Source organism: Stenotrophomonas sp. CASM110 (assembly GCF_049384345.1).
In the GTDB taxonomy this organism is placed as follows: domain Bacteria; phylum Pseudomonadota; class Gammaproteobacteria; order Xanthomonadales; family Xanthomonadaceae; genus Stenotrophomonas; species Stenotrophomonas muris.
Map to the genome: position 1 here is coordinate 56,321 of NZ_JBMRGI010000004.1, position 23,035 is coordinate 79,355.

A 23,035-nucleotide genomic window follows, 5' to 3' on the forward strand; every position below is an offset into this window, starting at 1 on the left:
GATTCTCCTTGTCGAACTCAGGAATGCCGGGCGCCGGCGCTGATCGCCGAGGCCTCGCGGGCGCGCTGCCGCTGCTGGCGGCGCTCCTCGCTGAAGAAGGGATAGAACACGGTGATGAACAGCACGAACAGGAAGGCGTACTGCACGATGGTCCCCGACGAGCCGTAGATCGCCCACAGGCAGTACACGACGGTCAGGCTGGTCAGCGTCCAGAACGCACCGGTGTGGACCAGGGTGTGCGAACGCTCGACCACGAAGTAGCACGCCACGCACGAGTAGATGTAGGGCAGCAGGGTCAGCACCACGGCCGCCGACGTGATCACGTCGAACTGGGCCGACGCGGTTTCCGAGGTGGAGGTCACCAGCACCGCCAGGGTCATCAGCACCGCCACGATCAACACGCCCTTGACCGGCACGTCGTCCTTGTTGGTCTTGCTGAAGATGCTCGGGAACAGGCCGTCATCCGACGCTGCCTTGGCACTCTGCGCGGTCAGCAGGATCCAGCCACCCAGCGAGCCGGCGGCACCGATGAAGGCGCACAGGCTGACCAGCGCGCCGCCCCAGCCACCGACCGCCTTGGCCGCCGCCAGCGCGAACGGTGCGTCGGACACCTGCAGTTCCGCGTTCGGCACCATGCCCATGATCACCGATGAACTGGCGATGTAGGCGATGGCAGCCAGGAACACGCCGGCCAGCGTCGCGCGGGCGACGTTCTTCTCCGGATTTTCGACCACACCGGCAGTCACCGATGCAGACTCGACGCCGATGAAGGCCCACAGGGTCAGTGCCGCGGCGCTCGAGATCGCACCGAAGTTCGACTCGCCAGACACGTTGTAGGCGCCCTTGAAGATGTCGGCATCGAAGAAGAACCAGCCGAAAATGGCGATGCCCAGGATCGGCACCAACGCAAAGCTGGTGGTGACCGTCTGCACGCGGCTGACGAAGGCCGGACCGATCACGTTGGCAAAGCTCAGTGCCCACACCAGCACCAGCACCGCGATGCAACGCACCAGCGGCTCGGACAGGATCGGGAAGAAATAGCTGAAATAGCCCACCGCCGCGATCGGAATGGCGACGTTGCCGATCCAGTTGGCGAACCAGTAGATGGTGTTGGTCTGGAAGCCCATGTACGGCCCGAACCAGTCGCGCGCGTAGGCATAGGGACCGCCCGCCTTGGGTGCGAGCTTGCCCAGCTTGGCGAACACGAAGGCCAGCAGCAGCGCACCGGCGGTGGTGATCAGCCAGCCCCAGATCGAGGCGGTACCGATCTTGGCCAGGCTGGACGGCAACAGGAACACGCCTGAGCCCATCATGTTGCCGGCGACGAGGAAGGTGGCTCCGACCACCCCGATTTTCTTTGCTTCTGCCATGACGATCTCCGGTACTGGCATGAGCCCGGCAGCACCGGGCGTGGGGACGGTTACGCTGGCGTACGACCGCTGGCGTCTATTTGATGAAGTTGTATTGCAGGCTGCCCTGCACCCGGACCGTGTCGCCGCGTGCGCCGCCCTGCTGTTCCAGCCGGCCGTACAGCAGCTCCATGCCCATCGTCCAGGACGGCGCCGGGCTCCAGATCAGGTTGAACACGCCGTAGCGGCTCTGCCGGAATGCATCAGCGGCGAGTGCGGCGTTGCGCTCCAGGGTCAGCTGGCCAAAGATCAGGTTGGAGCGCCACAGCGCGGACCAGTAATGGGTGTAGCCGACGAAACCGCCGTGCAGGTCCAACGCGGCGAGGCGGCCATCGGCACCTACCACTGCGTCCAGTCCGGAGCCGGTCAGGTCGGCGGTGTAGCGACTGAGGCCGCGCCCGCCGAGTACGCCGAACAGCAGCAGGTCGCGCTCGCCCACTGACGCCGAGCCGCTCAGCTGCAGGCCACCGGCCATGCGCCGGTCGCGCTCGCCATCGCCGTCGTAGGCCAGGCTGCGTGCCACCGCGCCCAGCTGCAGGTGGCCCCAGTCGCGCTCCAGGCGCGCGGTCACGGTCACATCGGGCAGGCGGTTGACTGCCGTGCGAGCATCGCTGGCGCCGGCGAGTTCAGTCTTCGGGTCTTCAGCAGCGACGGTCAGGGTGTTGCCCTTGCCTATCGCAAAACTGTGGTGGATGCCCGCCACCAGCAGGTATCCGGCGCCGCCCGGCCCGGCGAAGTCAAGCGTATCGGGCAGGCTGTCCGGGTCCATGAAGCTGGAGTAGCCATAGCCGGCATAGGTGTTGCCAAGCTGTCCATAGGCGTGTCGCAGGCGGAACTCATACCCCTCACTGCTGCCGAAGAAATCGTTCTCCAGGTAGAAACGCAGGTTGCCGTGCGTGGTCGGGCGCCGCGCCTCGAAGCTGAAGCGGGTCTGCTTGGCATGGATGTTGAAGTTGGAGACATCGCGATGGCTGCCACCCACCGGCATCGACGACGGAATGAACTGATCTTCGTCACCGGCCGCACGCGAATCGGCAATCGCATCGAGCTTGGCGTAGCCGCCGATGCGGATCACCGTATCGGTGCCGGGAATGGTGAAGAAGCCTTTCAGATCGGGGTCGGTCGGACCGGCTGCGCTGTCGGGACGCGACGCCGCCGTTGAGGGATCGGCCACCGATTCGCGCTGCGGCAGCACCGGTTGCGCCACGCCCGGCACCTGGGTCGGGTGCAGCATGCTGGCGCTGCCGCCCGCCGTTGCTGCCGGGGTCGGGGCCTGCGCCACGGCGGCAGGCGCTGAGCCCTCGCGCTGCTCAAGCCGATCCAGGCGCTGCTGCATGCCTTCCAATGCCTGGCGCATGGCAGCGATTTCCTGCCGCAACGCCTGCGCATCTTCCTGGCCATGCTGCTGCGCATACGCTGGCGCGATCGCCAGTGCGGTCGAACAGGCCAGACTCAGTACCGCCAAGCGCATTGCATCCTCCCTGGACAAACATTCGCAGCGCGCTGGCCGGATACAGGCGCACAGTGCCCTGGCCTCGCGTCGCCGTTGCTGGAAATGCGGATACTGCGTTGACGACACCGGCCAGCCTGCATCCGGCAGGCAACAGGACGATGACACTGCCCTGCCCGCACCGGTGTCGAGCCCATCAAGGCCGCGCTGCCAGAGAGGTGGCGACCGCAGCGGTCTGGGTAACAATCGGGGAGTGAGAGTGTCGTGAATGGCTGTGCCGACCGCCCTGGTTCAAGGCATGTCTGGCGCGGCATCCATGGCGCGTTGACGCTGTATTCCATGCGTCAACAGGCTAATCCGCCTGTCGTTTTTGACCTTGATTGGAATCAAGGCGCGATGCTTGATGTCAGTCACGATTCAGATGTGACGACGAACAGCTGCTGCGCAGCCCTGCTGCCCTCTCCGCCCGCCGCAGGAGCGCCGAAATGCAACAGGCCCGCATGCTGCCATGCGGGCCTGTCGGTTACATCACGACGTTGGCGGCGATCAGCGCGGACCCAGCACCGTCTGCAGGTCGGCGCCCTGCGGCAGGCCCGCGCGACGCTGCACCTGCCCCTGTGCATCCTGGAACAGGATGCCCGGCGTGCCCTGGAAGCCCATCTCGATCATCAGGACCTGGTTGGCATCAAGCTTGCCTGCGATCTCGCGGCTGATGCTCGGTAGCGCCTTGATGCCGCCACGGTCGAACTGGTGCTCATTCTCCAGCAGCGCCGCGCTCGGATCACGCGCGGCGAGGATGGCGGCGGCCTTGGCCGGGCTGTCCTCGCGGATCACGCCAACCATGATGTGGCGCAACTGCACCTTGCCGGCGTCAACCCACGGACGCGCCGCTTCCCAGAACTTGTGGCAGTACGGGCAGTTGGCATCGCTGAAGGTATAGACCACACGCGGTGCATCGGCCTTGCCGTCACGCACCCAGGCGCTGGCTTCCAGCTTGGTCCACATCTTGGCCGACATCGGTGCAGCGACCAGCTTCTCCACCGCCTCGGCGGCCACATCGTTGCCTTCGGCATCGAACAGGCTGCCCACCAGCACATGCTTGCCGTCGGCGGTCACGTACGCGGCGGCGGGCTGCTGCCCCCCCACCACGCCGGCGAAGCCACGCAGGCCACCCGGTGCATCAAACTCGGCAACGACTTCGAAGCCGTGCTTCTCGATGCCTTTCAGCACTGCGGGACGGTCCCCCTTGGCCGCGGTGGCCGGAGCGCCGGCGGCCGGCGCTGCCGCCGTCTTGCCCGGCGGGGTCTGGGCCTGGCTGCAGGCGGCCAATGCCAGCATGACCGGCAGCAACAGCACCGCCGGAGCGATGCGCAGGGAAGTCGACAACATGGGAACTCCGTAATGAGATGCCCGCGCAGGCTACCGCAGCCGGCGCAGTTTGTGTTCAAGACCCGCGGCCGTCAGTTCGCCAAGGTGCAGTTCACGCAGGCGACCTTCGGCGTCGAAGAACAGCGTCGACGGATAGGCCTGCACACCCAGCACGGTTGACGCCGAGGCGGTATCGTCCAGCAGTACATTGCCCAGCCGGAGCTGCTCGGATGCGATGAAACCCTTCACTTCGTCCAGGGTTTCCCCCTGGTTGAGGAACACGAACTGCACGTCGGTGTGGGTCTGCTGTGCGGATGCCAGCACCGGCATCTCGCGCCGGCAGGGCCCACACCAGCTGGCCCAGAGATTCAGCACCAGTGGCTTGCCCCGGAACTGCTGCAGGTCGATCACGCGCCCCTGCAGATCGGCCACCTGCACCGCCGGCAGCGGCATCCGCTGCTCCTGCCAGGCTGCCAGCAGGTGGCTGCCCACCACCCACGACACCACGCCCACCAGTGCGCCCGCCAGCACCGGCGCAAGCAACGCGCGCCAGAGCCGCAGCCGCCAGGTGCCCCACGCCAGGCCCGCAGCCAGCACGACTGCAAGGTGATACCCACCGTCGGCGATCTGCAGGATGCTCCACGGGGCCTCACGGTAAAGCGCGAAGTTCAAGGCGACGAAGCTGATGCGTCCGCACAGCAGGCCGATCAGCAACATGTCCAGAACCAGGCTGGCCGCGGAAGGCACTGCCATCCCGTCTTTCCGACGCGGCCACAGGCGTGCTACCGCCATGGCCAGCAGCACGCACATCAGGATCAACACCACCGGCATCGGCACCGGTCCCACACTCGACATCAGCCCACCTGCCCCATCATCCGTTACCTGCATGGTCGAAGCGTCGCGCCCAGGTTGCAAGCGCGACGCCTACTGCAGGCATCAGGCCACGCTGCGCGGCATCTGCATGCCGGGCGCCGGTTGCAGCCCGCGCAGGCTGCCTGCCACCGATGACAACAGCGGCCGCTCGCGCCGCTTGTTGTTGACCAGCCGGCGATAGTTGGCCGGCGTCATTCCAACAATGCGCAGGAACAGGCGACGGAATGCGCTCTGGTCGGCATAGCCCACGCCCCAGGCCACTTCATCGATGCCCGCCCCCTGCTGCAACAGCGTCTGCGCCTTGGCGATACGCAACCGCTGGCAATACTCGATCGGGCGCAGGCCGGTGGCCTTCAGGAAGCGCCGCTGCAGGGTGCGCGGCTCCAGCCCGGAAATCTCACAGATCGCACCGAGCGTGGCGCCGCGCGCAGCGGTGGTATGCAGCCAGCGTTGCGCCTTCAGTACATCGCGATCGCCGTGGGCGAAGTTGGCACTGAAACGCTCAAGATCCTGCTGGATCGCCGCCGGAACCGTGATCCCCAGCTGCTGCGCCACGGAACTCGCCACGCCCTGGCCGTGCAGCCGGTACAGCAGGCGCAGGGCGAGGAAGCGCCAGGCCTGGGAACCGGCCACCGTCAGCAGGTCGCCGTCATCGACCAGCGCGCGCTCGCTGGGTACCCAGCTGGCCGACTGCCCCTGCAGGCCCGGATGGCGCCCGAGGTCCGGACCACTGACGGTGCGCCCAGCCAGCAGACCGGCGCGTGCCAGCATGCTGACACCGTCGCTGGCGGCAGCCAGCAGACTGCCACCGTCGTAATGCGCGCGCAGCCAATCCAGCAGCACCTCATCGGCGCGCAGGCAGACGCCCTGGCTGATCTGGCCAGGCACGGCGATCACGGCGGGGATGTCCGCCTCGAGCATCTCCGCGCCGGCAATGCGATGCACGCCGGTCTGGCTGGCCGGCACGATCCAGCGGGTCACCAGGACACGCTTGAACGGACGGCGCTGCTGCTGGGCAAGCCGGTTGGCGACATGTGCCATCTCGGTCAGCACGGAGGCGGCCGACGGGTCGCCTCCCGGGTATTCGACCACCGCGACCTCGACGAATCCTTCGTTCCTGAATCCTTCCACAGACCATCTCCTCGGTTCGTTGCAGGCCGTCCAGCGGCCGGTTCAGGCGCAGGGTAGGAACTGCCACGACGGTGGGGCTATGAAGAAAGTTGCAAAGTGCGCTGAATGCGCCGTCAGCGACGGGACCTTGACCCTGGACCAGACTCAAGGCTTCACAATGAGCGGCAGCATCCGCAGGAATCCGCCATGAACATTGGTCAACTGGCACGCCAGGCCGGCGTGCCGATCGATACGGTGCGCTACTACGAACGCCAGCAGTTGCTGCCCACGGCGGCACGCTCGGCCGGGGGCTACCGCATCTTCGGTGAGCAGGACCTGCGCCGGCTGCGCTTCATCCGCCGCGCCAAGACGCTGGGCTTCAGCCTGGAAGAAATCGCCGAACTGCTGGCGCTCAGTGACCGCCACTCACAGGACATGGGCAGTGTGCGCGACACGGCGCAGGCCCGGCTGCAGGACATTGCACAACGCATGGCCGAACTGCAGCGCATGCACACCGCGCTTTCTCAGCTGGTCGACGCCTGCCCCGGCCACGGCACGCTGGATCAGTGCCCGATCCTGGCGGCGCTGACCGACGACGCGGCATAGCAACGCGCGTGAAGAAAAGTGCAACAAATGCTTGCCAACCCCCGGGGGCAAGGCTATTATTTCGCTCCTCAGCGACGTGGGGCCATAGCTCAGCTGGGAGAGCGCCTGCATGGCATGCAGGAGGTCAGCGGTTCGATCCCGCTTGGCTCCACCAATCTTTCGGCATTAGGCCGTCGAAAGGTCGCTAAAGAACATTGATGAGAATTGCGTCCCCATCGTCTAGAGGCCTAGGACATCACCCTTTCACGGTGGCGACCGGGGTTCGAATCCCCGTGGGGACGCCACTCATCACGAACAACGAGGACCCGGCCGATAACCGGGTCTTTTTTGTTCACCGCCTACCGGCATTCAGGTTGTGGCGTTGCGGTTCCCCTGCCCTCGTGGCGACGGTCGAACCGGAACGAAAAAAGTTCAAAAAAAACTTCCACAAACGTGAACACGCAGGTATGATAGGCGGCTCGGTAACACGGGGCCATAGCTCAGCTGGGAGAGCGCCTGCATGGCATGCAGGAGGTCAGCGGTTCGATCCCGCTTGGCTCCACCACTTTCGACATTAGGCCGTCGAAAGTTCTACAACTTGAAGTTTTTCGTGCGTCCCCATCGTCTAGAGGCCTAGGACATCACCCTTTCACGGTGGCGACCGGGGTTCGAATCCCCGTGGGGACGCCAGTTTCAAAACGGACTCTGCTCCCGGCAGATCATCCGGAGTTTCATGGGGCCATAGCTCAGCTGGGAGAGCGCCTGCATGGCATGCAGGAGGTCAGCGGTTCGATCCCGCTTGGCTCCACCACTTCGACATTAGGCCGTCGAAAGATCTACAACTTGAAGTTTTCGTGCGTCCCCATCGTCTAGAGGCCTAGGACATCACCCTTTCACGGTGGCGACCGGGGTTCGAATCCCCGTGGGGACGCCAATTCTTGAAAACCCCGACTCCGGTCGGGGTTTTTCTTTGCCTGTGATTCCTGGGAAGGCCCTATCCACGCATGGTGTGGATGGCTTCACCCCGATTACGGCTCAGAACCGCCGATACATCCCGATCGATGCCGGTGCCGTGGGCGCGAAACCAAACTGTGCGTACAACCGATGCGCCTCGCCATCGGCCAGCAGGCTGACGTACGCCGATGGCGGCAGGTTGGCCTGCATCCAGCCATCCAGGCGCCGCATCACTTCCTTGCCCAGGCCCTGCCCCTGCAACCGCGGCAGCACCGCGATATCACAGACCTGCAGGTGGCAGCCGCCATCGCCGACGATACGGCCCATCGCCACCAGCTCAGTGCCCTGGTAGGCACACACGCCGAACAGCGTATTGGGCAGCGCGCGGGCGGCCGCTTCCCGGGCCTTGGCACTGAGGCCTGCAAGCACGCGCAACCGGCAGTAGTCCTCGACCGTGGGCACGGCTTCGCGGAACTGGCAGGTGATGGAATCAGTCATGCGGCATCTCCAGATGGGTCGGGCTATCCTGCCGCATCCACGTCGCAGCCGCTGCGACCCAGGCCCCCAGAGTCCCATGTGCTATTCCGCCCTGATCCGCGCTGACTACGCCAAGCTGGTACGCGAGTTCGGCGCCATCCTGTCGCTGGAGGAGTTCGCCGAACTGTACGCACACGATCCAGGCAAGAAGCGGCCGAAGACGCCGAAGGCGATGGATGACGGGTTCGCCGGTGCGCGTACCGAACAGGGCCGGGCCATCGTGGCGAAGATCCAGCAATGGCATGCGCAGGAGCAGCAGGCGCTGGAGGCTGAACTGGTCCGGCAGCGCGAACGACGCGATATTGCCCATGCCACGCTGGCCACCCGGCCCACGCAGAAAGCGCGCAATGACCTGCGCGTGGCCGGTAACCGCATCGAGCGCGCGCAGGCCCGGCTGGACGACCTGCATCGGGTGCAGCTGCTGCCGCGCGACAACCGCATTTTCCCCGGCAGCTACGCACCGGTGATGGTCAGCGAGAACGGCCGGCGCGTGATCAAGCCGATGCGCTACCAGTGCCGGTTGCCGGACAAGCCGGCGCGCAACGACGTGCTGTACCCCGGCACCTACAACGCGCGGCGCGACAGCCTGGAAGGTTACTGGCGGGGTGCGTTCGGACTGCGCCACGGCGTGGTGGTGGTGCAGGCGTTCTACGAGCACGTGCCCCGCCACGCCATCGCCGGCCGCAGCCTCGATGCCGACGAAAAGGAGCAGGACGTGGTGCTCGAATTCCGCCCCGATCCACCCCGCGACCTGCTGCTGGCCTGCCTCTGGGCGGAATGGGAAGGACCGGAAGGCCGCCTGCTTTCGTTTGCCACGATCACCGACACACCGCCCAGCGACGTCGCCGCTGCCGGGCATGACCGCGGCGTGGTACCGATCCGCAGGGAACACCTGGACGCCTGGCTCAACCCCGAACCGGATGATCTGGCGCGCCAGTACCGCATCCTCGATGACCGCGAGGAAATCCGTTACGTGTACGAGGAAGCGGGCTGAGCGCCGGACGCGAATGAAAAACCGCGCGTGGGCAGGGCTCCTGGATCAGGGGTTGCCGCCGCGCATCGCAGACGTGAGGATTCAGCCCCCGCAGCTTCCCCCTGCCGGTGCGTGGCGAGCGGCTCAGGCCTTGGCGCTGGAGCGTCCCACCGCACGCGCCAGCGCCCGCGACAGATCGGCCGACAGGTACGGCTTGACCAGCAACAGGCCGGCCAGCATCGGCGCAGGCAGCTGCTCGGCCAGCATCCCGGTGGCCAGCACGAACGGAATGCCACGCGCCGAAAGCGCTGCAGCCACTGGCTCACTGGTCTCGTTGCGGGCCAGCCGGTAATCCAGCAGGGCCACGTCAGGAGTGCTCTGCTCCAGCAGCCGCAGGGCCTCGGACACACTCGCGGCAAGCCCGACCACAGTCGCACCGGCATGCACCAGCTGCATCTGCAGCAGGGCCGCACTCATCTCGTCGTTCTCGACCACCAGCACCCTCAGGTCCTGCAACACTGTCATCAGCTACCGCTCCTGGAGGCAATTGCACGTCGGGAGTATAGCTACCACGGGGCCAATGCCGACAGGAACCGCCCTGATAGGCTCTCCTACTAGGCATCTCCTGCCGACCTCGGTTACACTCGCACGCTGCCTGCCGGTGTGGCGGAATGGTATACGCAGCTGACTCAAAATCAGCCGGGGGTGACCCCATGAAGGTTCGAGTCCTTTCACCGGCACCACTGCATCAAAGGCCAGGTCCATGACCTGGCCTTTTGCATTTCCCGGACCGGAGCGCCGACACTGGCGAGGATGCCCCAGCATGCCCCTCCCACGCTCGCCGACATACTGCGCGCCCATCGCCACGTGCGGGGGCAGCCCCGCGACGTCTGGACGTACGCCCACGGCAACGCCGTCGTGTCACCCCGATGAAACGAAAATGTGACAGCCGACAAGGTTGCGAATAGCACTAGCGCACACTTTTCTTGCCAGCCTCACCTACTTCTGCCTATCGTGATCCCAGCCGGATCTGGGGGCGGGGGAATGCATGACGTTGCGTGCGGCACTGTTTTTCATGGTCACGCACGCGCTCGTCATTGCCTTGATCGGCCCGCAGGACCCGGTTGGCTCCTACCTGATGCTGATCACCGCCCCCCTTCTGGCCGCTCTGGCCTGCGTGCGACGCGCGCGCGACAGCCAGGCGGCCTGCAAGTGGCGAACGCTGGGCGCTGCCGTCGGCCTGTTCTCGCTGGCCCTGCTGGCCCTGCTGTATCGCAATGTGGCCGGCCTCAGCCCTGCGCAGATGACCGCCTCGTCGCTGATCCTGTATGTGTTCTACCGGATTCCGCTGACCTACGTGGCCGCCAGCCCAGGCGGCGGCAACCGCTGTATCCGTGCGGTGGACCTGGCGGTCATCGCGCTGCTGTGGTTGCTGTACTTCGTGCATACGCGGGCGATGGCACACCTCAACACCGCATTGTGGACGCAATGCCTGCACACCCTGAGCAACGTGCAGAACAGCCTGGTGTTCTGCTTCGCGCTGATCCGCTTCGTGGCCGAGGACAATGCCGACCGCCGCGACTTCTTCCGCACGTTGACGATCTACGCGCTCGGCTACTTCCTGATGGCGCTCTACATCAATACCTGGCAGCCGCAGGTACCCGATGGTGGCTGGGGCGACCTGCTGATCAGCGGGCTGTTCGTGCTGCTGGCAGTGCTGGCCGGCAGCACGTACCGCCCACCGGCGGTGGCTGTGCCGCGCAACCTCCGCCGCATCGTCGATGCCGGCGTGCCGCTGATGCTGCCGTTGCTGCTGATGATGGTGGCGCTGCTGGTGGCACGCCTGCAGCCGACCCTGGCCACCGTGGGGTTCATCGGTGCCATGCTCGGCCATGCCCTGCGCAGCGTGCTCACCCAGGTGCAGATCCAGCGTGAGCGCGACGAGCTGGCGCTGCTGGCCCGGCGCGATCCGTTGACCGGGCTCGGCAACCGGCGCAACTTCGATGAAGCGCTCGGCAGCGCGCACGGCCGCGCCCGTCGCCAGGGCGTGGGGCTGGCGGTGCTGATGATCGATATCGACCACTTCAAGCGACTCAACGACACCTACGGGCATCCGGAAGGTGATCGCCGCCTGCAGGCGGTCGCCGCGATCCTCGACGGCTGCCTGCAACGCGGTGATGACCTGCTGGCCCGCTACGGCGGCGAGGAGTTCATCGCCGCCCTGCCCGCGCCCGACATCGGCCACGCCCTGGGCCTGGGCGAGCGCCTGCGCGCCGCCGTGGAAGCCGCCGCCCTGCCCGCCGCCCAGGCCCACGTGACCATCAGCATCGGCGTGGCCTGGCAGGCCGCGCATGATGAGGGTGACCCGCGCAGCCTGGTCGAGCGTGCCGACCAGGCCCTGTACCGGGCCAAGCATGCCGGCCGCAACTGCGTGCACGCCGCCCCGGCCGTCGAGGCCGGGGAACAACACGCCGACCGCCGCGCCTAGACCGCGCGCAGCACCGCCGCACCATGCATGTGCCCCGCCCCACCCTGCACGCGGAAGCTGGCCACCGTCTGCAGCAGCTGCGCCGACTGTTCTTCCATGCTGCGCGCCGCGGCCGAAGCTTCCTCGACCAGCGCGGCGTTCTGCTGGGTGCCCTGGTCGATCAGATCGACGGCATGGTTCATCTGCTGGATGTCGTCGCTCTGCTGCTGCGCGGCCGTGCTGATCTCGGACATCAGGTCGCTGACCCGGCGCACGTTGACCACGATCTCGTCCATGGTGCGGCCGGCGCTCTCAACCTGCGCGGTACCGGCACCGACATTGGCCACCGACGCATCGATCAGCTGCTTGATCTCCTTGGCGGCACTGGCCGAGCGCTGCGACAGTTCCCGGATCTCGGTGGCGACCACGGCGAAGCCACGCCCGTGTTCGCCCGCACGCGCGGCTTCCACCGCGGCGTTCAGGGCAAGGATGTTGGTCTGGAAGGCGATGCCGTCGATCACGCCGATGATGTCGACGATGCGGCGCGAGGACGCGTTGATCACCGCCATGGTTTCCACCACTTCGTGCACTACGTTACCGCCGCGCGCGGCGACATCGGCGGCACCACCAGCCAGCTGACTGGCCTGCCGTGCGTTGGTCGCGGTGCGCTGCACGGTCTCGGCCAGGCCCTTCATCGACACCGCGGTCTCCTCCAGCGACGCTGCCTGCTGCTCGGTGCGCTGCGACAGATCGCTGTTGCCCTGCGCGATCTCGGTCGCACCGACGGCGATGGTGTCAGCGGCGAACTTGATCTGGCCGATGATCGCGGCCATCGCCTCGACCAGCGAATTCACCCCTTCGCACAGCTCGGCGATCGGCCCGGTCTTGTCGGCGGTGGCCACGCGCCGGGTCAGGTCGCCCTCCTTGGCGGCCGCCACCACTTCACGGGTCTGCGCCACGGCACGCTGCATGGCCTGGTTCTCATGCACCTGCGCGGTGATGTCGGTGGCGTACTTGACCACCTTGAACGGCTTCCCGTTGAGGTCCAGGATCGGGTTGTAGGACGCCTGGATCCAGACCTCGCGTCCGCCCTTGCCGAGGCGCCGGTACTGGCCGGCATCATATTCGCCACGGCTGAGCTTTTCCCAGAACTGCCGATACTCGGCACTGCTGCGATACTCAGGTTCGACGAACAGCGAGTGGTGCTGGCCACGCACATCATCCAGGCTGTAACCGGTGGCAGCCAGGAAGTTGTCGTTGGCCGACAGGATGCGGCCATCCATGCTGAACTCGATCACCGCCTGCGACTTGTCGATCGCCGCCAGCTGGCCGGCCGAGTCGGCCGCCTGCAGCTTCTGCGCAGTGATGTCAGTGGCGAACTTGACCACCTTGTACGGACGCCCCTGTCGGTCCAGCACCGGGTTGTACGAGGCCTGGATCCAGATCTCGCGCTGGTTCTTGCCAAAACGCCGGTACTGGCCCGCGTCATATTCGCCACGACCCAGCCGCGCCCAGAAGTCACGGTATCCGGCGCTGCGCGCCTGCTCGGGGTCGACGAACAGGGAATGATGCTTGCCCTGGATCTCCTCCAGCCGGTAACCCATCGCCTGCAGGAAGTTCTCGTTGGCCTGCAGGATGGTGCCATCGAGGGCGAACTCGATGACCGCCTGGACCCGGTGCAGCGCCGCGACCTGCGCCTCCAGCTCGGCACGGCCATCGGCCGCCGCCTCGACGTCGCTGCGGTGCTGCGGTGCCAGCGCGCCCAGCAGGGCGCGCCACGGCGACCAACGGGTATGCAGCTCGGCCGGCGCCTGCGCGCCCGCCGTAAAGCCTGGAATGAGCATTGTCTGATCCTCGGTGTCCGGTAAGCGGTTGCGACCCGACGGGCGGGATGCCCGGCGGCAACTTCAGTTGCTTGGGACTACAGGTACCGGCAGGCACCCCTCGAGCGGCTGGCAAGAACGTCTGGTGCGGGTGCGATCGGCATAGGGAGCGGCGGAACACACAGCGCGGGCCGCCCGTCGGGGGCAGCCTGGGGTCCTGCAGCGGGCGACTTGAGCGGGATCCAGAGGGAATATCGGCGATGCGATCGGTGGCTTTAGCCGGATTCCGCGACGTCCGTCGCATCTTCAGATGCTCCTGCAGGGATGCGGTAGACAATCGCGATGTACTTCACATTCTGCTCACGCGCGACAGGGGCACCGCCGAGCGGTTTCGCCGGGTGCCGGCTGGGCAGGTTCTGCTCGGCACCGGGTGTCGTCAGGGCATATGTCGCGCGTTGTCGCCGTCACTGGGCATAGCCTTGCCCGGCACGCGGATGCAGTTCAAGCGGAAAAGGTTTGCATGACCAACGGGAGATCCGGTGGTAGATGAAACTGGCCAGCATGCAGCGAACCGCAGGACGCTCACTGACACGGAGATCGCATGTTCCCACGCCTGGCCAGTTTCCTCATCCTGGGCCTGTGCAGCAGCGGCGCCTTCGCTGCCGACGCCACCTACCGCCCCAGCTTCCATCCCGACCAGCTGAAGGGCCCGCCTGCCGGGCGCCCGAACGAAGTGCTGGTACTGGGCACCCCCCACTTGTCCGGCCTGCCCAAGTCCTTCCAGCCCGCCTTGCTTGAACCGTTGCTGCAGCGACTGGTCGCCTGGAAGCCCGAGCTGATCGCCACCGAAGACCTGTCAGGCCTGCAGTGCGATTTCATGCGTCGCTACCCGGCACGCTATGCGGAGAGCGTGGCCACCTACTGCTTCGACACCACCGCTGCGCAGGCTGCGACCGGACTGGACGTGCCTACGGCGAACACCCAGGCCGAGCACCTGCTTGCGACCTGGCCGGACGAGCCGACGCCCGCCCAGCGTCGTCGGCTCGCAGCATTGTTCCTGGCAGCGGGTGAACGCGGCTCGGCGCAGGTGCAGTGGCTGCGCCTGCCTGCGTCCGAGCGCAAAGGCGGTGATGGACTGACACCTGCCTTGGTCGAGATCCTCGAAAAAGGCCTGGTTCGCCGCAATGAAACCCACCTGATCGCCGCGGAGGTCGCCGCCCGCCTCGGGCAGGAACGCCTGTGGGCCGTGGACGACCACACGGCCGATTCGCCCACGCCCGCCGAGGATGAAGCGGCGGCCAGCGCGGCCATCACCGGTGCCTGGAACAATACGCACTCGCGCGTGCGGCGGGAGGCCGATGAACGCCTCGTGGCCGATCTGGACAAGCCCGGCGGTGTCATGGCGCTGTATCGGGACTACAACAGCCCGGCGGCGGCGATGGCCGCCTACCAGAGCGACTTCGGCGCGACGCTCGTCGAGCCGTCCTCCAAGGCGTTCGGCCGGATGTACGTCGGTTACTGGGAAACCCGCAACCTGCGCATGGTCGCCAACATCCGCGACGTGCTGAGCCAGCATCCTGGCAGACGCATGCTGGCCATCGTGGGTGCCTCGCACAAGGGCTACTACGAGGCCTACCTCAATCAGATGCATGACGTGCGGCTGGTCAGTGCGGACACGGTATTGCGTTGACGGGAACAGGTGCCGGCCATGCGCCGGCACTATCCTGCAAGACCCGATTCGCAGGTGCCGACATGCTGAAAGTGATCGCCGAGGATTTCATCCATCCCGATGCGGTGGACACCGTGCTTCCCCTGTACCGGGAGCTGGTGGCGTGCACGCTGCGCGAGCCGCGCTGCCTCGGCTATGAACTGTTCGTCGACCAGAAGGATCCGGGCCACTTCATCTTCATCGAGCTGTGGCCCGACCGCGCCGCGCTCGACCTGCACTGTGCCAGCGAACACTTCCAGCGCCTGGTGCCACAGATCAATGCCTTCCAGTGTGCGCCGTGCCGGTTCCTGCTGATGGATGCCGTACGGGTGTAGTGCCTGCAGCGGGATGCACATGATCGCTGCGGCCATGCCGCCACAGCAACAGGCAGGCCGCAACCGTGCAGGACAGGCTCAGGACCAGCAGCGCGACTGCACCTTGCTGCAACACGGGCAACAACGCCCTTGCGTGCAGGTCGCCGCGCAGCTGTTCGGCGCGTAGACAGGCGGCCAGCGCCAGGCACCAGCCGATCAGGGCCGGAATGAACTTGCGTACCGCAACCGGGTTCCAGGCATTCATGGAGGTTACCTGCGTGAGTGGAGTGCGCGCAGTATTCGCGCGCGTCCTCTCACAGGCTGAGATCAGTCCTCCGCGGCGTCGGGATCGTCACCCGGAAGCTGGGACAACTCGCCCTGCACCTGCACGTTGTTGCGCCCCATCGCCTTGGCCCGGTAGCACTGGGCATCGGCCGCAGCCACCGCCTGGTCCACGCTCATGCCGCCGGCCAGCGGCGCGATACCGATGCTGGCACCGATCCGCAGCCGGTCCTGGTCCCACGGAATGGACAGCGCGGCCAGGGTGTGCAGCAGCTCGCCCCCGATGCGGGCCGCACGCCGCGGCGTGCAACCGGACAGGATGACCGCGAATTCGTCGCCGCCCAACCGTGCCACCACGTCCGAATCGCGCACGCCATGGCGCAGCACGCTGGCCACCGCCCACAGCACGGCATCGCCGGCCAGATGGCCCCAGGTGTCGTTGACCGGCTTGAAGCGGTCCAGATCGATGTACATCAGCGAGGCGGCCTGGCCGGTGCGCTCCACGCGGGTGATCGCCTGCTGCAGGTGCACCTCGAAACCGCGGCGGTTGCTCAGTTCGGTGAGCGGATCGATCTCGGCCAGGTGGCGGGCTTCGCGCTGGCGTGCCCGCTGCTGGGTGTCGTCGCGCAGCACCCACACCGCGCCGCGCACGTGGCCTTCGTCATCGCGCAGCCAGGCGCGGGTCAGGTCCACCGGCACCGTTGCCGTGCCCAGGCGCAGCAGCAGGTCGGCGTGCAGGTCCACCGCGTTGCTCTCCGGGTCCAGCAGCACCGTCACATCCAGTACCGAGCCGGGCGCGTACTCGGTGGTCAGCGCCAGCACGTCCTGCACCTTGTGCCCGGCCAGCGACAAGGCGCCATCACCGGCCAGGGTGCGCACCGCAGCCGCGTTGGCGTAGTCGATGCGGCCATCAAGGCTGACGCTGAGCACCAGGTCGGCCACCGCATCCAGCGTGATTCGGCTGCGTTGTTCACTCTCGAACAGGCGCTGCTCGCTGCTGCGTTGGGCGGTGATGTCCTGGATCTGCGACACGAAATGCAGCGGTTCGCCATGCTCGTTGCGCACCAGCGACACCGACAGCCGCGCCCAGATGATGCGGCCGTCGCGGTCGAGGTAGCGCTTTTCCAGGTGATAGTGGCTGCGTCGCCCGGCCAACAGGTCCTGTACCAGGGCCAGGTCGGTCTGCAGGTCATCGGGATGGGTCAGGCGCTGGAAATCGACCTGCAGCAGCTCTTCTCGGGGGTAGCCCAGTATCCGGCACAGCGCGTCGTTGACATCCAGCCAGCGTCCTTCCAGCGACACCAGTGCCATGCCCAGTGCGGCGGAGGTGAACGCGCCAGCGAACTTCTCTGCCGAAAGTCGTGCTTCGGCGCGTGCCTGCAGGATCTCGGTAATGTCGATGGCCATGCCGACGTAGCCGATGCGCGTTCCATCGGCACTCTCCATGCGGCTGATCGACAGGCGTACCTGGCGTGACTGGCCATCCTTGCGCAGCAGCGTCCACTGCCGCGAGTAGGTCTGCCCGTCGGCACGCGCGCTCAGCGCCTCGAACACGCCGGGAAGATTGCCATCAGCATCAGCCAGCGGCTGCAACCACGCTTTCAGTTCGGCTGGATCGTGGAAGGCGTCGAGCCGGCGCTGGCCGACCACCTCCGCCGCGCTGTAGCCCAGCAGGCGCTCCGCCCCCGTGTTGAACAGGGTGATGGTGCCATCGGTATCGGTGGCGATCACCGCCACCTCATCGGACGCATCGACCACGGCCTGCAGGCGCTGCCGGGTCTCGGCCGCGTCCTGCCTTGCCTGCTGCAGTTCGGTGACATCGGCATGGGCACCGGCCATCCACAGCGGCTTGCCCTGCCCGTCCCATTCAAAGACCCGGCCACGGTCCTGGATCCAGATCCACTGGCCGTTCCTGTGGCGCATGCGCAGCAGGCAGGCGTAGTTGTCGCTGCGCCCTTCGAAATGGTCGTCCAGCGCTGCATCGGACAGCGCAATGTCATCGGGATGGACCAGCTTCAGGAACGTCTTCTGGCAGATCGGTTCCAGCTCATCCAGGCGATAACCGACAATCTCGGCCCAGCGCGCATTGACCCGCATCTCGCCGGTCTGCACGTTCCATTCCCAGGTACCCGCAGCGGTACCGTCGATGATCATCGCCAGCCGGCGACGCTCTTCCGCCAACGCCTGCAGGCGGCGCTCCAGCAGTCCATTGCCGTGGGTGCCCTGGCCCGGCATCACTCCGGTCCCCTGCCGGCACGGGCAGGCGCCGACCGCAGCGGAGCGCTGCGGCCTGCAACGAAGACGGCGGGTCGTGCTGGCGTCATGGTCCTCCCCAGCGACAGCGGGGAGGCCAAACGCCCCCCTCAGGCGCAAGTGTGCGCAATCACGGGGAAAACCGACAAGTCCCCCGCCCCGGATCAACCGTGACGGGGGGCACGATCCTCAGCTGCGCTTGGCCCGGGCAAAGGCCTCGGCCAGGGCATTGTTGGCCGGCGGCGCAGACTGGGCCGGACGGCCGCCAGCGCCCTGGCCGCGGTTCGGTCCACGGTTCTGGCCGCCAGCGTCACGGCGCGGCCCTTGGCCCTGGCCCCGCTCATCGCGCTGGCCCGGGCGGCTGGTGCCCTGGCCCGGGGTATCGTCCAGGCGCCGGGTCAGGGCGATGCGCTTGCGCGCCACGTCCACCTCCAGCACCTTCACCTTGACGATGTCACCGGCCTTGACCACGTCGCGCGGGTCCTTCACGAAGGTATCGGAGAGCGCCGAGATGTGGATCAGGCCGTCCTGGTGCACGCCGATATCGACAAAGGCCCCGAAGGCGGCCACGTTGCTGACCACGCCCTCCAGCACCATGCCCTCGCGCAGGTCCTTGATGTCCTCGACGCCCTCGGCGAAGCGCGCCGCCTTGAACTCCGGGCGCGGGTCGCGGCCCGGCTTTTCCAGTTCCTTCAGGATGTCGCGCACGGTCGGGACGCCAAAGGTGTCGTCGGTGAACTGTTCTGCCTTCAGGCCACGCAGGAAGCTGCCGTCACCGATCAGCGCCTTGATCGGGCGCGCGGTGCTGGCCACGATGCGCTCAACCACCGGATAGGCTTCGGGGTGTACCGCCGAGGCGTCCAGCGGCTGGTCGCCATCGGCGATGCGCAGGAAGCCGGCGCACTGCTCGAAGGTCTTCTCGCCCAGGCGCGCGACCTTCAGCAGGTCCTTGCGGCGCTTGAACGGGCCGTTGTCGTCGCGATGGCGCACGATGTTCTCGGCCACCGTGGCCGACAGGCCGGACACCCGGGACAGCAGCGCGGCCGAGGCGGTGTTGACATACACGCCCACGGCGTTCACGCAGTCCTCCACGCGCGCGTCCAGCGCCCGCGCCAGGCGGTACTGGTCCACGTCGTGCTGGTACTGGCCGACACCGATCGCCTTGGGTTCGATCTTGACCAGTTCGGCCAGCGGGTCCTGCAGGCGACGAGCGATCGATACCGCGCCACGCAGCGACACGTCCAGCCCCGGTAACTCCTTGGCCGCGAACTCGGAGGCCGAGTACACCGAGGCGCCCGCCTCGCTGACCACGACCTTCTGCAGCTTCGGGTTGGCGGCAGCCTTGATCGCTTCGCCGGCCAGCTTGTCGGTTTCGCGGCTGGCGGTGCCATTGCCGATCGCGATCAGCTCCACGTTGTGCTTGGCGCACAGCTGCTTGATCGTCTGCACCGACTGGTCCCACTGGCGACGTGGCTCATGCGGGTAGATGGTGTCGGTGGCGACCAGCTTGCCGGTGGCATCGACCACGGCGATCTTGCAGCCAGTACGGATGCCCGGGTCCAGGCCGAGTACGGTCTTCGGGCCGGCCGGTGCGGCCAGCAGCAGGTCCTTCAGGTTGTCGCCGAACACCGCGATGGCTTCGGCTTCGGCCTTTTCGCGGGCCTGGTTGAACAGGTCCAGCAGAAGATGGGTGTGCAGCTTGGCGCGCCAAGTCAGGCGGCAGGCATCCAGCAGCCAGCGGTCGGCGGCACGACCCTGGTCGGCGATGCCGGCCTTGCGTGCCACCCGACCCTCGGCGTACTGGTGGCCCGCTTCGGCATCGCTGCCCGGGTCCAGTTCCAGGAACAGGATCTCCTCGCGGCGCGCACGGAACAGTGCGAGCAAGCGGTGCGAGGGAATCTTCGCCAGAGATTCGGCATGTTCGAAATAGTCGCGGTACTTGGCGCCTTCGGTTTCCTTGCCCTCGGCCACGCGGGCACGGATCACGCCGGTCTCGCCCAGCCAGGTGCGCAGCTCGCCAACCAACGCGGCATCTTCGCCCCAGCGCTCCATCAGGATCGCGCGGGCGCCTTCCAGCGCGGCCTTGGTGTCGGCCACCCCCTTGTCGGTATCGACGAAGGTGGCCGCGAACGTCTGCGGGTCCTGCGTCGGATCGGCCAGCAGGCCATCGGCCAGCGGCTCCAGACCGGCCTCGCGGGCGATCTGGGCGCGGGTACGTCGCTTGGGCTTGTACGGCAGGTACAGGTCTTCCAGCCGGCTCTTGGTATCGGCGGCCAGTATGTCATTGCGCAGCTCGTCGCTGAGCTTGCCCTGCTCGCCGATGCTGGCCAGCACCGCCGCACGGCGGTCCTCCAGCTCGCGCAGGTAGGTCAGCCGGGTTTCCAGGTTGCGCAGCTGGGTGTCGTCCAGGCCACCGGTCACTTCCTTGCGGTAGCGCGCGATGAACGGAACGCTGGCGCCCTCGTCGAGCAGGCCGACGGCGGCGCGTACCTGGGCGGACTGGGCACCGATCTCGTCGGCGATGGTCTGGGCGATCTGCTGGGCGAGCGCGCTCTGGGCGTTCTTGGCGTCGTGCATTGCTTCAGGTCTGAGCCGCGTTACGGGAAGACCCCATTCTGGCAACCGACGACGGAGCCGGACAAGGCATTGACAGGGGACGGGGTTCAGCGGCGTAGCCGGAGTGGACGCCGGCATCCTGGCAAAGAGCGGGCCCGGACTGGCCCGGGGCTGGGATGCCGGCGCGGGCGCGCGATGGTGGGCGCGCCCTGCCGCGTGTTGCGAAGGTCAGCGGTAGTGGCGGGCAGCGCGCTGCATGACGATCTCGTCACGCATGCCTTCCAGGGCCATCAGGCGAACCTTGCCGACACCCTGCAGTTCCATGAACCGCTCCGTGTAGAACTCCGGCCCCAGCGCGGTGTCGGCGCGGGATTTGCTGAAGCCGTAGGGCACCACGCCCTTCTCGCCATCCTTGCTACCACCGACATAAAGAACGATTGCCATGTGATGTATTCCTCCAAATTGCTACTGCTTACTGCACTCGATGAGCGATGCTGCGAGCTCATCGGGGGAGAGCTTACCGCGTCGAACCTGACTGGAACGTCACGAAGGCTAATGACGATCGGTTGCATGCAGATGACTGCGGGATCGCAGCAGAATGCTTACGGATCCTTAACTTCCGGCTAACGAATCCGTTGGGGATTCCCGCCAACGGCGCAGCCCCTCGTGGGTGGTCGTGTAACGCGTTTGATGTGATTGGGCCGGGCGAGGTGGGTGCGCGGGACACGCCGTGAACCCGTCCCTGGGGGCTCGATGGCGCCATCCATGGCGCCAACGGTCCCGCGCACCCACCCCGCCCGACCCCCGACAGTTTTCGGGCACGTCCAGCCACGGAAAAGAAAAAAGAAGACCAAAAGCAAAAGCGGAATGGCCGGCTCGCTTCTTGTAGAGCCGAGCCCACGCTCGGCTGCTTTCCGGCCAGTCCGCGAAGCCGAGCGCAGGCTCGGCTCTACACGAGCAAGCGCAGCGCGCGACCCGCTTTTGCTGTTCTTTATCTCTTCCGTGGCTGGACGCGCACGGAATCTGTCAGCGGCCGGGTGGGTGGGGGTGGCGGGGTATCCGCGGCATGGGTCGGTCGCATGCGCCCGACGGGTTGGGCAGGACGCCCAACCCCGGTCTTGCCGTGTGCGCAGGACAGCGCACACGTGCAAGCCGCGGCCAAGCCCCCATGGATGGGTTCACGGCGTCCGCGCTGGCCCCACCCACCCGGCCAGCCCCCAGGAAGCAGGCATTCCGCGACCAAGCCACGAGGGGCTGCGCCGTTGGCTGGAAACTACGGCCACCAGCCTTGCCCGAACCGGGCGAAATGATCGGCCGCCCGCTCGAACGGATTGCGCGCACTCACCCCGCCACACAGCAGGTACACCGGCAGGTACAGCGGCCCCAGCACCATGTACTGGTAGACATGCGCACGCTCATGGTCGTCCAGCCGGATCAGCGGCTCCACGCCCCACCCCGCCTGATGCGCGTAGGTCCGGCAGGAAATGCCAAGATCGTGGCCCGTGTGCAGGATCACATTGCCCAAGGTGATCGCCCCACCCGGCCCCCACGGCCAACGGTCGAACACCAGCGCGCAGTCACGCCCGCTCCAGCGCAATGTCGCGCCGCCGAGCATGCCGGCCAACCCACCCATCAGGCCGATCAGGGTGTTGGGCAGGGTCCACACCGCGCCCAGCACCTGCAGCGCGCGCAGCCAGATCGGCCAAGGCCGGGAGGCGGTGTTCAATCGGCCTCGTTCGGCATCAGCAGCCACAGGATCAGGTAGACCAGGATGCCGGGGAAGGCCGCCGAGGCCAGCGACAGCAGCACGTAGACCACCCGCAGGAGGGTGGCATTCCAGCCGAAGCGATGGGCAATGCCACCCATCACGCCGGCGATCATGCGGTCGTTCAATGAACGCGACAGTGTCTTGGGCGTGGTGTTCATGGCGGCGGCTCCGGGCAACGGACAGGGCAGTCGAGCGTGGCTCGACTCTACACCCTGCCCATGTCTACGGCGTGCGGTGACGCAGCGCCTGCAGGCGCGCACCGAACCAGGCGGCTGCGGTCTGTTCAGGCTGCCCCGGGCACTGGATGCGATAGGGTTTGCCGCTCATGCTGCTCTGGCTGGCGGCGCGCTCGATGAACTGCTCGGCGCTGTCCACCATGTCCTTCTTCAGCAGATAGTCGTACTTGCGCTGCAGATGCGCGCGCGCATCGCCGCCGTCGTACCAGCTGCCATTGCGCTGGAACCGGCACTGGGAGCCGTCCAGGCTGGCGATCAACTGGGCGATCTCCCGCCGTGCATCCGCACCGGGTGCGGCCTGGGCAAGGGGCGCTGCCAGCAGTACCGCAAGAATCAACAAAATCCGGTACGTCATCATCCCTCCAAGTC

General features: G+C 66.7%; 19 protein-coding genes and 7 tRNA genes. 12 read left to right on the forward strand and 14 right to left on the reverse strand.

Translation table 11 applies throughout. The features are described 5' to 3' along the window. Positions 1 to 17 precede the first annotated feature (17 nt). From adiC to VG561_RS04190, 5 genes are all read right to left on the reverse strand, one after another. On the reverse strand, positions 18 to 1,370 hold the full coding sequence (gene adiC / locus VG561_RS04170; protein ID WP_021204506.1) for an arginine/agmatine antiporter: 1,353 nt from the start codon (positions 1,368 to 1,370) through the stop codon (positions 18 to 20). A 76-nt stretch (positions 1,371 to 1,446) separates the two neighbouring features. Beyond that, the gene (locus VG561_RS04175; RefSeq protein WP_014647527.1) at positions 1,447 to 2,880 is read right to left on the reverse strand and encodes a DcaP family trimeric outer membrane transporter; all 1,434 of its coding nucleotides are present in this window, start codon (positions 2,878 to 2,880) and stop codon (positions 1,447 to 1,449) included. Between the two features lie 525 nt (positions 2,881 to 3,405). Further along, on the reverse strand, positions 3,406 to 4,248 hold the full coding sequence (gene dsbG, locus VG561_RS04180) for a thiol:disulfide interchange protein DsbG (protein WP_032957294.1): 843 nt from the start codon (positions 4,246 to 4,248) through the stop codon (positions 3,406 to 3,408). 30 nt (positions 4,249 to 4,278) lie between these two features. Next, positions 4,279 to 5,082 carry a redoxin family protein gene (locus tag VG561_RS04185; protein ID WP_262093134.1) on the reverse strand — a complete coding sequence of 268 codons (804 nt, stop codon included), beginning with the start codon at positions 5,080 to 5,082 and terminating at the stop codon, positions 4,279 to 4,281. A gap of 81 nt (positions 5,083 to 5,163) precedes the next feature. After that, complete coding sequence (locus VG561_RS04190) at positions 5,164 to 6,231, reverse strand: GlxA family transcriptional regulator (protein WP_032957296.1); 1,068 nt, start codon at positions 6,229 to 6,231, stop codon at positions 5,164 to 5,166. A gap of 186 nt (positions 6,232 to 6,417) precedes the next feature. Between VG561_RS04190 and VG561_RS04195 the strand changes: the two genes are divergently transcribed. The 7 genes from VG561_RS04195 (at position 6,418) to VG561_RS04225 (ending at position 7,729) form a co-directional block, all read left to right on the forward strand. Beyond that, on the forward strand, positions 6,418 to 6,816 hold the full coding sequence (locus tag VG561_RS04195) for a heavy metal-responsive transcriptional regulator (protein WP_032957298.1): 399 nt from the start codon (positions 6,418 to 6,420) through the stop codon (positions 6,814 to 6,816). 78 nt (positions 6,817 to 6,894) lie between these two features. Then, a tRNA-Ala gene (locus tag VG561_RS04200) sits at positions 6,895 to 6,970 on the forward strand. A gap of 54 nt (positions 6,971 to 7,024) precedes the next feature. Further along, positions 7,025 to 7,100 (forward strand) — tRNA-Glu (locus tag VG561_RS04205). A 184-nt stretch (positions 7,101 to 7,284) separates the two neighbouring features. Next, positions 7,285 to 7,360: transfer RNA gene (locus VG561_RS04210), tRNA-Ala, on the forward strand. A 49-nt stretch (positions 7,361 to 7,409) separates the two neighbouring features. Further along, positions 7,410 to 7,485: transfer RNA gene (locus tag VG561_RS04215), tRNA-Glu, on the forward strand. Between the two features lie 45 nt (positions 7,486 to 7,530). Continuing rightward, positions 7,531 to 7,606: transfer RNA gene (locus tag VG561_RS04220), tRNA-Ala, on the forward strand. Positions 7,607 to 7,653: 47 nt separating this feature from the next. Then, positions 7,654 to 7,729: transfer RNA gene (locus VG561_RS04225), tRNA-Glu, on the forward strand. A gap of 101 nt (positions 7,730 to 7,830) precedes the next feature. Here VG561_RS04225 and VG561_RS04230 read toward each other — a convergent pair. Further along, complete coding sequence (locus VG561_RS04230) at positions 7,831 to 8,247, reverse strand: GNAT family N-acetyltransferase (RefSeq protein WP_014647532.1); 417 nt, start codon at positions 8,245 to 8,247, stop codon at positions 7,831 to 7,833. 76 nt (positions 8,248 to 8,323) lie between these two features. On the opposite strand from VG561_RS04230, the gene VG561_RS04235 reads away from it, so the two are divergent. Beyond that, a complete protein-coding gene (locus tag VG561_RS04235) occupies positions 8,324 to 9,280 on the forward strand; it encodes an SOS response-associated peptidase family protein (RefSeq protein WP_134809023.1) in 957 nt (318 codons plus the stop codon). A gap of 123 nt (positions 9,281 to 9,403) precedes the next feature. Here VG561_RS04235 and VG561_RS04240 read toward each other — a convergent pair whose 3' ends face one another. Then, positions 9,404 to 9,784 carry a response regulator gene (locus tag VG561_RS04240; RefSeq protein WP_032957303.1) on the reverse strand — a complete coding sequence of 127 codons (381 nt, stop codon included), beginning with the start codon at positions 9,782 to 9,784 and terminating at the stop codon, positions 9,404 to 9,406. Between the two features lie 132 nt (positions 9,785 to 9,916). Here VG561_RS04240 and VG561_RS04245 point away from each other — a divergent pair. Beyond that, positions 9,917 to 10,002: transfer RNA gene (locus tag VG561_RS04245), tRNA-Leu, on the forward strand. 305 nt (positions 10,003 to 10,307) lie between these two features. Further along, positions 10,308 to 11,747, forward strand: a complete 1,440-nt coding sequence (locus VG561_RS04250; protein WP_262093132.1) for a GGDEF domain-containing protein — start codon at positions 10,308 to 10,310, stop codon at positions 11,745 to 11,747. Here the strand turns inward: VG561_RS04250 and VG561_RS04255 are convergent. Next, on the reverse strand, positions 11,744 to 13,570 hold the full coding sequence (locus tag VG561_RS04255) for a methyl-accepting chemotaxis protein (RefSeq protein ID WP_262093131.1): 1,827 nt from the start codon (positions 13,568 to 13,570) through the stop codon (positions 11,744 to 11,746). The two genes, VG561_RS04250 and VG561_RS04255, sit on opposite strands and share 4 nt — an antisense overlap. Positions 13,571 to 14,150: 580 nt before the next feature. Here VG561_RS04255 and VG561_RS04260 point away from each other — a divergent pair. Both VG561_RS04260 and VG561_RS04265 read left to right on the forward strand, forming a co-directional pair. Next, positions 14,151 to 15,239 carry a DUF5694 domain-containing protein gene (locus VG561_RS04260; RefSeq protein ID WP_262093130.1) on the forward strand — a complete coding sequence of 363 codons (1,089 nt, stop codon included), beginning with the start codon at positions 14,151 to 14,153 and terminating at the stop codon, positions 15,237 to 15,239. 62 nt (positions 15,240 to 15,301) lie between these two features. After that, on the forward strand, positions 15,302 to 15,592 hold the full coding sequence (locus tag VG561_RS04265; RefSeq protein WP_046431272.1) for a putative quinol monooxygenase: 291 nt from the start codon (positions 15,302 to 15,304) through the stop codon (positions 15,590 to 15,592). Between the two features lie 306 nt (positions 15,593 to 15,898). On the opposite strand, the gene VG561_RS04270 is transcribed toward VG561_RS04265, so the two are convergent. The 6 genes from VG561_RS04270 to VG561_RS04295 all read right to left on the reverse strand — a co-directional run bounded on the left by VG561_RS04270 (position 15,899) and on the right by VG561_RS04295 (position 23,021). After that, positions 15,899 to 18,088 carry a PAS domain S-box protein gene (locus VG561_RS04270; RefSeq protein WP_014647539.1) on the reverse strand — a complete coding sequence of 730 codons (2,190 nt, stop codon included), beginning with the start codon at positions 18,086 to 18,088 and terminating at the stop codon, positions 15,899 to 15,901. A 207-nt stretch (positions 18,089 to 18,295) separates the two neighbouring features. After that, positions 18,296 to 20,683 (reverse strand): Tex family protein, encoded by a 2,388-nt coding sequence (locus VG561_RS04275; RefSeq protein WP_262093128.1) that lies wholly within the window; start codon positions 20,681 to 20,683, stop codon positions 18,296 to 18,298. Between the two features lie 207 nt (positions 20,684 to 20,890). Further along, positions 20,891 to 21,106 (reverse strand): hypothetical protein, encoded by a 216-nt coding sequence (locus VG561_RS04280; RefSeq protein ID WP_005410085.1) that lies wholly within the window; start codon positions 21,104 to 21,106, stop codon positions 20,891 to 20,893. Positions 21,107 to 21,935: 829 nt separating this feature from the next. After that, positions 21,936 to 22,388 carry a hypothetical protein gene (locus VG561_RS04285; protein ID WP_032956093.1) on the reverse strand — a complete coding sequence of 151 codons (453 nt, stop codon included), beginning with the start codon at positions 22,386 to 22,388 and terminating at the stop codon, positions 21,936 to 21,938. Then, positions 22,385 to 22,588, reverse strand: a complete 204-nt coding sequence (locus VG561_RS04290; RefSeq protein WP_014647543.1) for a PspC domain-containing protein — start codon at positions 22,586 to 22,588, stop codon at positions 22,385 to 22,387. Before VG561_RS04290 ends, VG561_RS04285 begins: the two co-directional genes overlap by 4 nt. A 64-nt stretch (positions 22,589 to 22,652) precedes the next feature. Next, positions 22,653 to 23,021, reverse strand: a complete 369-nt coding sequence (locus VG561_RS04295) for a YfeK family protein (RefSeq protein ID WP_049408149.1) — start codon at positions 23,019 to 23,021, stop codon at positions 22,653 to 22,655. Positions 23,022 to 23,035: the final 14 nt, after the last annotated feature.